The 12021-nt window shown below is 61.2% G+C and carries 13 protein-coding genes; all 13 read right to left on the bottom strand.

Going from position 1 to position 12021, the window contains the following annotated elements:
• Positions 1-67 precede the first annotated feature (67 nt).
• The 13 genes from tilS to lipA all read right to left on the bottom strand — a co-directional run bounded on the left by tilS (position 68) and on the right by lipA (position 11995).
• Positions 68-1453, bottom strand: a complete 1386-nt coding sequence (gene tilS, locus BW995_RS02450; protein WP_076398540.1) for a tRNA lysidine(34) synthetase TilS — start codon at positions 1451-1453, stop codon at positions 68-70.
• Between the two features lie 12 nt (positions 1454-1465).
• Positions 1466-2359 carry a tol-pal system protein YbgF gene (gene ybgF / locus BW995_RS02445; protein WP_139332718.1) on the bottom strand — a complete coding sequence of 298 codons (894 nt, stop codon included), beginning with the start codon at positions 2357-2359 and terminating at the stop codon, positions 1466-1468.
• Positions 2360-2597: 238 nt separating this feature from the next.
• Positions 2598-3113, bottom strand: coding sequence for a peptidoglycan-associated lipoprotein Pal (gene pal / locus BW995_RS02440; protein WP_076398539.1), 516 nt, complete (start codon positions 3111-3113; stop codon positions 2598-2600).
• A gap of 305 nt (positions 3114-3418) precedes the next feature.
• Positions 3419-4795, bottom strand: a complete 1377-nt coding sequence (gene tolB / locus BW995_RS02435) for a Tol-Pal system beta propeller repeat protein TolB (RefSeq protein ID WP_076398537.1) — start codon at positions 4793-4795, stop codon at positions 3419-3421.
• A 54-nt stretch (positions 4796-4849) separates the two neighbouring features.
• Complete coding sequence (locus BW995_RS02430; protein WP_076398535.1) at positions 4850-5872, bottom strand: TonB C-terminal domain-containing protein; 1023 nt, start codon at positions 5870-5872, stop codon at positions 4850-4852.
• A 104-nt stretch (positions 5873-5976) separates the two neighbouring features.
• Entirely contained in the window at positions 5977-6426 is a 450-nt protein-coding gene (gene tolR / locus BW995_RS02425; protein ID WP_076398533.1) for a protein TolR, read from the bottom strand.
• Positions 6427-6453: 27 nt separating this feature from the next.
• A complete protein-coding gene (gene tolQ, locus BW995_RS02420; protein WP_076398532.1) occupies positions 6454-7176 on the bottom strand; it encodes a protein TolQ in 723 nt (240 codons plus the stop codon).
• A gap of 59 nt (positions 7177-7235) precedes the next feature.
• Positions 7236-7703 carry a tol-pal system-associated acyl-CoA thioesterase gene (gene ybgC, locus BW995_RS02415; protein WP_076398530.1) on the bottom strand — a complete coding sequence of 156 codons (468 nt, stop codon included), beginning with the start codon at positions 7701-7703 and terminating at the stop codon, positions 7236-7238.
• Positions 7703-8773, bottom strand: coding sequence for a Holliday junction branch migration DNA helicase RuvB (ruvB, locus tag BW995_RS02410; RefSeq protein ID WP_076398528.1), 1071 nt, complete (start codon positions 8771-8773; stop codon positions 7703-7705). Before ruvB ends, ybgC begins: the two co-directional genes overlap by 1 nt.
• A gap of 3 nt (positions 8774-8776) precedes the next feature.
• Entirely contained in the window at positions 8777-9424 is a 648-nt protein-coding gene (ruvA, locus tag BW995_RS02405; RefSeq protein WP_076398526.1) for a Holliday junction branch migration protein RuvA, read from the bottom strand.
• The gene (ruvC, locus tag BW995_RS02400; protein ID WP_076398902.1) at positions 9421-9975 is read right to left on the bottom strand and encodes a crossover junction endodeoxyribonuclease RuvC; all 555 of its coding nucleotides are present in this window, start codon (positions 9973-9975) and stop codon (positions 9421-9423) included. The genes ruvA and ruvC overlap by 4 nt, the downstream gene beginning before the upstream one ends.
• 107 nt (positions 9976-10082) lie before the next feature.
• Positions 10083-10823, bottom strand: coding sequence for a YebC/PmpR family DNA-binding transcriptional regulator (locus BW995_RS02395; RefSeq protein WP_076398525.1), 741 nt, complete (start codon positions 10821-10823; stop codon positions 10083-10085).
• 209 nt (positions 10824-11032) lie between these two features.
• Positions 11033-11995, bottom strand: a complete 963-nt coding sequence (lipA, locus tag BW995_RS02390; protein ID WP_084194517.1) for a lipoyl synthase — start codon at positions 11993-11995, stop codon at positions 11033-11035.
• Positions 11996-12021 lie beyond the last annotated feature (26 nt).

Here is a 12021-nt window from a genome sequence, read left to right as displayed (position 1 = left end):
TCTTTTTTTACTTTTCCCGTCTCCGTCACCGTGACGAAAGCGGAAAGGTTCCCCTATGCCTCAGGTGTTAGATAATCCTGCCACGGCGCGCCGCAAGTCGAAAACCGACAAAGGCCATCGTCCGCCGGGGTTGAAAGCGTAACAGGCGCACCAGTGCCCCCATGCCGCTCACATCATGCGATCGCCACCCCAGGGCCGGGATCGCCAGCAGACGTTTGCCTTCATATAGGGCTGGCAAGCCGGGCCGCGCTATCCCCGGAATGGCACACCACGCAGATTTTTCATCCTTATCGAGAACATCAGGATCTCGTACACCATCTTTCAAGCTCGGCAAGGGCGAAAAAACATGTCCGACAGTGATTTTCCAGCCGCGCAGACGACAGGCTTCGGCAAACCCTGCATCCAGCGCAATCCGAAAACGACCATCCCACTCTATAGCATCCCCGTTCAAGGGAAGGCATTGAAAGTCAGGGACTCGTGCCTCTCTGGCAATGAGAATTGTCGTTGCCGTGGCGGAAAGAACACACCCGTGCAGGCTTTGCCGGTGTTCGCCCTGCCCTTGCGCCAACAGTGCATCATACAACCGATCCAGACGATCGGCGCGCGGGCCATAGTCCTGCCCGCCCACCGTGGTCAGGACCGCCGCCAGCACCCGCAGGGCAATTTCTTCCTCTTGCGCCAGCACTCCGGCCCGACAAACGTCAGCCCATCCCCAACGATCCAGCCGCACATACCGCGCCAGACAGGCGGCCACATCCCGCTCGATCAGCGTGCGGACGCGGGCCAACCGCTGTGCCGTTTCGGCCAGCCGGGCAGACGACATCCCTCGCGCTGCCAGCTCCGGCGACAAGGATCGCCACTGCACACGGGCAAAGGAAGGATTCTGGTTGCTGGGGTCTTCGATCCAGCTCACCTCCTGCCCGCCCAGCCAGTCCCGCAACGCCTGTCGCGTGAACCCCAGCAAAGGCCGCAGAATGCGTACCTCCGGGCGATAGGAAACCTCGGCCATCCCCGACAGGCCAACCGCCCCGCTGCCCCGCGCCAGACGCAACAGCACCGTTTCGGCCTGATCGTCCTGATGATGGGCAACAACAAGGTGCAGGCAGCCCGCAGACACACACCAGTCATTGAGCAGGCGATAGCGCACGGCCCGCGCTTCATTCTGGATGTCGCCCCCGGACCATGGCAGGTGATTGGTGAGGGCATGGTGCTCGATCCCCCGTGCCGTCAGCAGATCGTGGACAGCCTGAGCCTCGCTGGCCGCCTGTGGCCGCAAGCCGTGGTCAACGGTCAGGGCCACCAGATGCCCCTGCCGATGACGAACCCAGTCGGCCAGCAACAGCGTCAAGGCCAGACTGTCGCTGCCACCCGACACCGCGACAGCAAAAAGCGGCCGATCCTCGAAAGGACCAAGCCGCTCCATGGTTGCCGTAAAGACGGCAGGGATATCCATCACATCCGTCCGTTACGAGCAGCGCAGCCGGTCTTTCTCGGCCTGAGCCCGACGCTTCAGCACATCGGAAGCCTGCGGGTATTCGGTCGCCAGCTTGGAGAACGCCGCGCAGGCCTGCTTGGTCTGCCCAAGCTGCGAAGCGGTCATCCCCAGCTTCAGCAGATTATCGGCCGCCTTGGCACTGCTGGGATAATTCTTGTAGCCATCGAGGAAAGCCACCGCAGCCTGTTTGTAATCAGCCCGCGCATAATAGGTTTCCCCCAGCCAGTACTGCGCGTTACCGGTCAGCTCATGCCCCGGATTCTGCGCGATAAAGGCTTTCAGGGCCGTTTCAGCACCAGCGTAATCATTTTTACGCAGCAGGCCAAAGGCATAGTTGTACTGATCGGCCACCGATCCCGCAGGCAGCGGCGAGCCTTTCCCGCCAGCCGCAGCCGCCGGGGCGGCGGCCGTCGCACTGCCATCCTTGCCCATATAGCCAAGGACCCCAGCCTGAGCCCCGGACGGGGCCTGCTTGCCATTCGCCTGCGCCGAAGTTGCCGCCTGAGCGGGCTGTTGCGCGGCAGGAGGAGCCGCCGACTGCTGCGCAGCCGCCCCCTGTTCCAGCTGCTTGAAACGGAAATCCATGTCACCCATCAACTGGTCAAGGCGCTGGGTGAGCTGTTTGTTTTTGAACTGGGCTTCTTCAACCCGACCGGTCAGTTCCTGCACCAGACGCTCCAGCTCGGCGATCCGGTTCTGCTGATCAACCAGCAGGTTGGACTGAATGGTGTTTGATTGCTGGGCATGGGCAGGACCAGATGCCAGAACCGTCAGCGCACAACTGGCCAGCATGGCGGCGCGCACGGAACGCAGGACGCCCCGGAAACGGTGTCGCAAAAATACGGCGGATGCAGTCTGAGCCATTACCTTGCCCTTAAACGTTCACGTCGAATTGCATGTATGTCCTGACGCCCCCGAAGCGGCTTCAGGGCGTCGATGTGCGTACCTTAAAACAATTTCCGGACAGATGGAAACGCCCAAGGAATTCGGGTACCCGAAAAAAACCCGCGCAGCCTTGCCGGAATTGACTCCGACAAGGAAACTGCACGGGCTTTCTCTTAATGCTGCACGGTCAGGCACCGATTACCCGGCACCGCTGCATTTACTGCAGGACCGAAACGCCACGGCGGTTCATGCTCCAGCACTCTTCCGAGGACTGGCCGCAAGCCGGACGTTCCTTGCCATAGGACACGACGCGCAGGCGCTGCGGGGCGATACCCTGGGCAGCCAGGAAGTCACGCACCGAGGTCGCACGACGCTCGCCCAGGGCGAGGTTGTATTCGCGGGTACCGCGTTCGTCAGCATGGCCTTCGATGACCAGGCTACGGTTCGGATAACGCTTCAGCCAGGCGGCCTGGTTGCGCAGGATGGCCTGCCCTTCCGGAGCCACGGTGTACTTGTCCAGACCAAAGAACACGCGATCGCCGACCACGGTCATGAACTCTTCGGCAGAACCCGGGGCCGGACCGTTCATCGAAGACGACGAACCACCCATGCCGCCAGCCGAACCGGAGTTCATGCCAGCGCCAGTCGCGCCACCGTTCTCTTCAGAAGCATTGGAGCAAGCGGCCAAAAGGGCAGCGACGGCCAGGGCCGGCAACAGACGACGGTACTTCATTTTTCCCCTCGACTCTTCCATGTTGGGGTTATGTAGAAAGCGCTGAAGGCTGCACAGAGGCAGCCCAGAACCTGTTTGGGATATAGGAATACACTGGCCTGAACCATGGCAGCCTCGTCCACCCGCAGAGGGGAACAGACAGCAAGGCCATAACCAGCACCCATGCGTCCCTTATACTTGCTTTCATCGAAGCCGTGAAGGCTCCTTTTTTTGCAATGCAGAGATACTCTAAATGAAAAGGACAGATGAAACCAACTGGCCATCTGTCCTTTTCAGACCTCATCCCAGCCTGAACGGCAGGGATGTTACGGCAGAAGGGGCGACCATGCCGGGTCGGATGCACCCTGCGGGGTGGTCACGCGGCGTTCGTTGTAACCGGTCAGATCAACAGTAAACAGGCGGGGTTCAGCGCCGTTGGCATCCTGACGGAAGAACGACAGCACACGCCCGTTCGGGGCCCAGGTCGGGCTTTCGACCAGGAAGCCGGACGACAGCATACGCTCGCCGCTGCCATCCGGACGCATCACGCCGATGTAAAACTCGCCGCCAGCCTTCATCTTGGTGAAGGCGATCAAATCTCCGCGAGGGCTCCACACCGGAGTGGCATAACGGCCATCGCCAAAGCTGATGCGATGGGGGTTGCTGCCATCGGCATTCATCACATAAACCTGCTGTGCACCGCCACGGTCAGAGTTGAAGGTGATCTGCTGACCATCGGGAGAATAGGACGGGCTGGTATCAATCGCCGGGTGGTTGGTCAGCTGGCGGGTGCGGCGGGTCCGCAGGTCCATTTCATAGATGTCGGTGTTGCCGTCGGTCGCCATCGACAGGATCACCTTGTTGCCGTCCGGCGAGAAGCGCGGTGCAAAGGTCATGCCCGGGAAATCCCCCAGCAATTCCTGACGACCGGTGTCGATGTTGAACAGGTACACACGCGGCATACCGTTGTAATAGCTCATGTAGGTGATTTCCTGCGCCGTCGGGGAGAAGCGCGGGGTCAGCACCAGAGCACGGCCGTCGGACAGATAGCGCAGATTGGCACCATCCTGATCCATGATCGCCAGCCGCTTGACACGTTCGGTCACCTTGCCGGATTCCGCCACATAGACGATGCGGGTATCAAAATAGCCATCTTCACCGGTCAACTGCTTGTAGATGACGTCGGCAATGATGTGCGAGGCCCGGCGCCAGTTTTCCGGCTGGGTCACATAAGCCTGACCCTTTACCTGGGTACCGGCGAACACGTCCCACACGCGGAAGGCCAGACGCAGGCGGCCATCAGACTGCGGCTCGACCACACCCTGCACCAGCACCTGCGCGTTGATCGCACGCCAGTCGGCAAAGTTCGGCTGTACTTCCAGATTCGGCAGGTTCTGGATGAAGGCCGACTTGTCCAGCGGCTTGAACAGACCCGACCGTTCGAGGTCAGCGTTGATCACACTGGCCACGTCGGCACCGACCCGTCCGGCATCGCCCGAACCGGCAAAGGCCGGAATGGCGATCGGCATCGGCTCGACCTTGCCGCGGGTAATATCGATACGGACCTCGGCCTGGGCGGGGCTGGCCACAGCCAGCACACCCAAAGCTACGGCCACCAGTCCGGTCGCTGCCTTGCGGCGCAGCAGAGCCAGACCACGGAACAAAGCCAAGCCTTTCGGCGGCTGCTGGGAAAGCGCGGTCATCAAGGCGTTCTTCCTTTGGTTGCTCAAACTTTTTTCAAACACGGCGACATTACTTTATAGACGAGAGGACGGCGTAAAGGACAGCACCATCGTCTGGAAGGTGGTATACTTTTCCGTCGGATATTTCAGCGGGCTAGCCCGGCGCGTCGCACGAATGGCACCATCGGCAATCGCCCTGAATGCAGCATCGCTGTTATAGCGCGACTGCGATTCCGGTTCCAGCCGAACATCGAGCACACTGCCATCGGGGTTGATGGTGATACGCAACACCACCACCATCGATTCGATCCCCTTGGCTCCCGGATCAAACGACCAGTTTTGTTCCACCTGAGCGCGAATCGCGTCCTTTTCGCTCATTGTCGCCTGCGCGGCCAACGGCGCATTCTGGATGCGGGCACCGGAAACAGCCGCCTGCGGTGCCGGATTGGCGGCAGCCTGCTGGGTGCTCTGCGGCGTTGATGCCGGAGCTTCCTTTTTGCGGTATTTCTCGACGTCCTTCACCAGATCCTTGAACGGATCATCGTCATCCGGCTTTTTCTGGTCCTTTTTGGGATCGGCCTTGGGATCAGTCTTCTTGGCCTCTTCCTTTTTCGGCTCTTCTTTCTTTGGTTCTTCCTTCTTGGGTTCTTCTTTCTTCGGCTCTTCCTTTTTGGGCGGAGCGTCAGGGGCCTTTTCCGGCGTCTTCTCAGGCTCCGGCTTTTTCGGCTCAGGCTTTTTCGGCTCTTCCTTCGGCTGCTCCTTGGGAGTCGGCGGCGGCGGTTCCTTGGCCGGAGGCGGCTTGACCGGCTCGGGCTTGACCGTCTCCTTTGGCGGCTCGGGCTTTTGCGGCTCGGGGCGCGGCTGCTCCTTGGGAGGCTCGGATTTCTTGATTTCGGGTTTGGGTTGCTCCTGCGGCGGCTCCTTGGTTTTCGGTGCCGGCGGCGGGGCAGCCGTCCGTTCTGCCACCTGAACCAGATCGACGACGATCGGAACTTCCTCTACCACCGGCGGCTCCGGCTGCATGAAGGGGAGTCCGATCGTCAGCAACAGGACGATCAGAAGGTGCAGAACAACGGAAAGTATCAGGGCGAATTGCATGATTGTCAGAATCGCCGTTCAAAGACCCGGAAAAACCCAATGACAGACATCAGAGCTGTCCTTTTTGTCTCGGTCAGAGTGTTTCCTGTACAACAGGCAACACTCTATTTCTTGCTGGAAGGGGGACGGGTGATCAGCGCCGCCTTGGTAAAGCCGGACGAATGCAGCAACCCCAGAACTTCCATGACCTTGCCATAGTTGATCTGGTTATCACCGCGCACATAGATGTGCGCCTCGGGGTTGGCCTTCATCACCGCCTGCAGACGAGCGACCAGAGTCCCGTTGTCCACCGCCGTTTCCTGAATGTAGATCTGACCATCCGCTGCGACCGAAATGGTCACTGCCTTGTTGTCAGGATCGCGGATTTGCGGCGTTTTGGCGCTGGGGAGGTCAACATCAACGCCGGTGGTCATCAGCGGGGCGGTAACCATGAAGATCACCAGCAGCACCAGCATCACGTCAACCATCGGGGTCACGTTGATGTCGGACACCGCCCGACGCCTGCGCCGCCCGCCGCCACGACCGCCGCCTCCCGATTGCATGGACATGCTCATCGCACGAAGCTCCTCTACCCGCGCCCGTTAACCGCGATCATCGAGCTGACGCGACAGGATCGCGCCAAACTCACCGGAGAAATTTTCCAGTCGCTGGGCATAGCGGTCCATGTCCGAGGACAGCTTGTTATAGGCGATCACCGCCGGGATGGCGGCCACCAGCCCCAGAGCGGTGGCAAACAGGGCTTCGGCAATCCCCGGTGCCACGGTGGCAAGGCTGGTATCCTTGCTCATCCCGATCGAGTGGAAGCTGGTCATGATCCCCCACACCGTTCCGAACAGCCCGACGAACGGTGCCACCGAGCCGGTCGAGGCCAGGAAGCCAAGGCGGCTTTCCAGACTTTCCATTTCACGGGTGACGGTAATCTGCATCACCCGGTCCAGACGCTGCGACAGGCGCACCCGCATGGTCGGATCGCCATTGCCGTTGCCTTTCCCCGCCGAACGCCGCCATTCCCGCATGGCAGCAACGAACACCGCCGTCATCGGGTCAATCGGACGCGAGCCGATACGGTCAAACAGCTCTTCCAGCGATCCGCCCGACCAGAATTTTTCTTCGAAAGCATCGGCCTTGGCCACCAAGGTCCGCATGCGCAGGAACTTGTGGATCATGATCGTCCAACACCAGACCGATGCCCCGATCAGCGACAGCATCACCAACTTGCCGATCAACCCGGCCTGCATGAACAGGCCCCACGGGGAAAGATCTGCCGCCATCTGCGCGGCCTGAGGAATCACACTCGGTTCCATCTGCTCCGTCCGGACAACGTGCCCGGTCCCTTCGCCATCAAAAGAGAAACGCCATACACTCAGGAAGCCGTCGCCATGACAGCCATTCCCTTTAGCAAACTGTCCCGCAGGTCGGCGGGGAAACGCACCGCCCGTCCCTGCGTCGTGATACAGGCAATCTGCACGGCGTAGTCCACTAGGACCTCTTCGCCCCGCAGAATGGTCTGTTCAAAATCAAGCGACGCCCCACGCAGTTCAACCAGCCGGGTGCGCACGATCAGCATGTCATCCAGTCGTGCCGGGCGTCGGAAGTCCGCTGTGCACCGCCGCACCGCAAACGCCAGCCCGCGCTGATCAAGAATACTCTGCTGGTGGATGCCCAGCGCCCGGACGAATTCCGTCCGCGCCCGTTCGGCATAATTCAGATAGATCGAGTGGTACACAATACCACCGGCGTCGGTGTCTTCGTAATAGACCCGCACCGGCAGATGAAATGCATTGTCCTGATTCCAGAACCCGACGGTCCACAGGCCATCAGCAGCATTCATCACTCGTCTCCCTCTTCACTACGCCCGGCTCCTCGTAACAGGTCAAACTGCCCGCCGTCCCCACCATTCAGCAAACGGCGGGGCGGCGGAAGCCCCAGATGGGTAAAGCCCGTCACCGACAGAACCCGACCCCGGGGCGTGCGTTGCAGCATACCCTGTTGGATCAGAAAAGGTTCAATAACTTCTTCAAGGGTGTCCCGCTGTTCAGACAGGGCTGCGGCAATGGTATCAACCCCGACAGGTCCACCGGCATAATGTTCAGCGATACATTGCATATAGCGGCGGTCCATCGCGTCCAGACCACGCTTGTCGACTTCCAGCCGCTGCAAGGCAGCATCGGCGACGAAGGCATCAACCGGCAGGCGTTTGGCAACGGTGGCGAAATCCCGCACCCGGCGCAGCAGCCGCCCGGCCACACGCGGTGTCCCGCGTGAGCGACAGGCGATTTCTCGCGCCCCATCTTCGGTGATGGGCACATCCAGTACACGGGCACCACGGCGCACGATGGCCTCCAGCTCCTCTGGCTGATAGAAATTCAGCCGGACCGGAATTCCGAAACGGTCACGCAACGGCGTGGTCAGCAACCCCGAGCGGGTAGTGGCCCCCACCAGGGTGAACGGCTGCAAATCAATCCGCACGCTGCGTGCAGCCGGACCTTCCCCGATGATCAGGTCCAGCTGGAAATCCTCCATTGCCGGATACAACACCTCTTCTATGGCAGGATTGAGGCGATGTATCTCGTCAATGAACAAAACGTCGTGCGGTTCAAGGTTGGTCAGGATCGCCGCCAGATCACCGGCCTTGGCGATCATCGGCCCAGACGTTCCCCGGAACCCAACCCCCAGCTCCCGCGAAACGATCTGGGCCAGCGTGGTTTTGCCCAACCCCGGCGGGCCGTGCAGCAGCACATGGTCCAACGCCTCGCCACGGGCGCGGGCGGCCTTGATGAACACCGACAGGTTTTCACATGCCTGCCGCTGGCCGATGAAGTCATCCAGCACCTGCGGGCGGAACGACGCCTCGATATCTTCAGGGCGAGGCTTGGGCGAAACCAGACGCTCTTCATCCATGGTTTACAGCCCCTTCCCCAGCTCTTTCAGGGCGGCGGAAATGGCTTTCTGGACGCTGATCCCGCCACTGGCATCGGCGACCACCTGCGACACTGCCGCAAAAGCCTCGGACCGCCCATAGCCCAGATTGACCAGCGCCGACAGCGCATCCTCGACCACCTGCCCGGCCTGTGAACCGCTGTCCTTTTCCGGCGGCAAGGCCATCTCGCCCTTCACCGGAGCCACCACCATCGGAGCCGGCCCAACCGCAAGGTTGGCCGCCTTGTCCTTCAGTTCCGAGACAATCCGCGCCGCCAGCTTGGGGCCGACACCAACCGCACGGGCAAAGAATGCCTTATCCTGCGCCGCCAGCGCATGGGCCACCTGATCCGGCTGCCCGACCGACAGGATCGACAGCCCGACCTTGGAGCCAACCCCCTGCACGGTGGTCAGCAAGCGGAAGCAGGCTTTTTCGGCCGCGCTGAGGAAGCCGAACAGGGTGATGGCGTCTTCGCGTACCTGCGTTTCGATCGACAACGAGACGGCCTCGCCCACCACCAGCCGCGACAGGCTGCGGCTGGAGCAATGGACCAGATAGCCAACGCCATTGACATCGACCACCACCCAGTCTTCCCCGATGCTGTCGATCAACCCCTTCAGCTTGGCAATCATCCGCGCGTTCCTTTTGTGCGTGGCGTCTTTTTCCCGGACAGCATAGCCCCGTCGCGGGCCAAAGCCGCCGCCACCGTGCGCACCGAGGCCCGGTGATGGGCGTGGCAAATGGCCACCGCCAACGCATCGGCAGCATCCGGGGTGGTGGTCAGGCAGCCCGGCAGCAGGGTACGGATCATCATCCCCACCTGATCCTTGGATGCCGTCCCGGTCCCGACCACCGCCTTTTTGATCACCGTCGGCTGGTATTCCGCCACCGGCAGCCCGGCCATCGCCGGAGCCAGCATCACCACTCCACGCGCCTGCCCCAGACGCAGGGTGGAGGTCGGATTTTTATTGACGAAGGTTTCTTCGACCGCCGCTTCGTCGGGGGCATAGTCGGCAATCACCGCCTCCAGCCCACGATAAATCTGCATCAACCGCTCGGCCAGTGACAGGGAGGCCGTGCTGTGGATCGCGCCATCGGCCAGGGCGCGTAGACGGTTGCCGTCCACCTCGATCACGCCCCATCCGGTATGCTGTAGTCCGGGGTCAAGCCCCAGAACCCTGATCACCACGATAGCCTCTCTTTGCGGCGGGTTATCTTTTCATCCATGGCATGTCAGCCCGCCCGCCATGGGGCGGACAGGCTGATAAAAGGTAGCAAAATCGTCAGAGATTACGAGCTGAGACGCTCCATGATCTCGTCCGGGATATCAAAGTTGGCGGTCACGCGCTGCACGTCGTCGTCGTCTTCCAGCGTGTCGAGCAGCTTGAACAGGGTCTTGGCCGCCTCTTCATCAACTTCGGCGCGGTTCAGCGGACGCCAGTCCAGACGGGCGGTATCCGGTTCACCCAGCTTGCTTTCCAGCGCGGCACGCACGTCGTTGAAGTCTTCCGGGCTGCAATAGATGTTGTGGGCTTCGTCGTCGCTTTCGACATCGGCGGCACCGGCTTCGATCGCCGCTTCAAAGATGTCGTCCGGTGAACCGACCTCGGCCTTGAACGCCAGATAGCCGACGCGTTCGTAATTAAAGGTCACCGGGGTCATCGACCCGCCCAGCTTGTTGAACGCCGCACGAACGTTCGAGGCGGTGCGGTTGCGGTTGTCGGTCAGGGCTTCGACGATGATCGAAACGTTGCCCGGACCCATGCCTTCATAGCGGACTTCTTCGTAATTGTCCGCCGAGTCACCACCCAGCGCGCGCTTGATGGCGCGATCAACGTTGTCCTTGGGCATCGAGTTCTTGCGTGCTTCGGCAATCGCCGCCCGCAGGCGCGGGTTGGATGTCATGTCCGAACCGCCGGTCTTCACCGAAACGGTGATTTCCTTCGCCAGCTTGGTAAACAGCTTGGAGCGCTTCGCATCCTGAGCGCCCTTGCGGTACATGATGTTTTTAAACTGTGAATGACCAGCCATTCCAAACAAACCCTATTGCTCAGGCACCCGACCACGGGCAAGCCAAAGAAAATGAACAGTGGCCAGAACGGCGATGCATCAGCCTGTTCCGGCGTCGGCGCACTATGGCAGGAACACCCCCTTGCCGACAAGGGGGCATAACGCAAAAGCCCGCCGCCCCCTGGTCAAAAGGGCAGCGGGCTTTTACCACGCGTTCAACCGACAGAAGATCAGCCGCGGGCGGCAACCTTGGCCAGCTTGGCTTCCCGTGCGGCCTTCAGTTCGGCAAAGTCACGATCGGCATGGTACGACGAGCGGGTCAACGGCGTTGCCGACACCAGCAGGAAGCCCTTGGCGCGGGCCACCTTGCGGTATTCCTCGAATTCCTCCGGGGTGACATAGCGCGCCACTTCCGCATGCTGCGGGGTGGGTTGCAGATATTGCCCGATGGTCAGGAAGTCAACATTGGCCGCCCGCAGGTCGTCCATCACCTGGAACACTTCTTCCTTGGTTTCCCCCAGACCGACCATGATGCCGGACTTGGTGAAAATCTGCGGATCGAGTTCCTTGGCCTTTTCCAGCACCCGCAACGAGCCAAAATAGCGCGCCGACGGGCGGATGGCATTGTACAGGCGGGGCACGGTTTCCAGATTGTGGTTGAACACATCCGGCTTGGCTTCGACCACCGCCTCGACGCCACCGTCTTTCCCACGGAAATCCGGGGTCAGCACTTCGATGGTGGTCTTGGGGCTGGCCACCCGCACCGCCGAGATCACCCGCGCAAAGTGAGCCGCCCCGCCATCGGGCAGGTCGTCGCGGTCCACCGAGGTGATCACCACATGCGCCAGACCCATCGACACCGTCGCCTCGGCCACATGGGCCGGTTCGTTGGCATCGACCATCCCCGGCTTGCCGGTCTTGACGTTACAGAACCGGCAGGCGCGGGTACAGATATCCCCCAGGATCATCACCGTTGCATGACGATGCTTCCAGCATTCCCCGATATTCGGGCACGCCGCCTCTTCACAGACGGTATGCAGGGACTTGGAACGCATCAACTGGCGGGTTTCGGCGTATTCCTTCGAGGTCGGGGCTTTCACCCGGATCCACGACGGCTTGCGCAAACGCCCGTCAGGGGCATCCGGTGCGGCAGAACCGGATGCGGCAACATCGCTTGAGGGTACTACGGTCATGATCACTCCATCCGGGCCGGAAACAG

This window comes from Insolitispirillum peregrinum, from assembly GCF_900156605.1.
Taxonomy (GTDB): domain Bacteria; phylum Pseudomonadota; class Alphaproteobacteria; order Rhodospirillales; family Rhodospirillaceae; genus Insolitispirillum; species Insolitispirillum peregrinum.
This window is presented reverse-complemented; position numbering and strand designations above follow the sequence as displayed.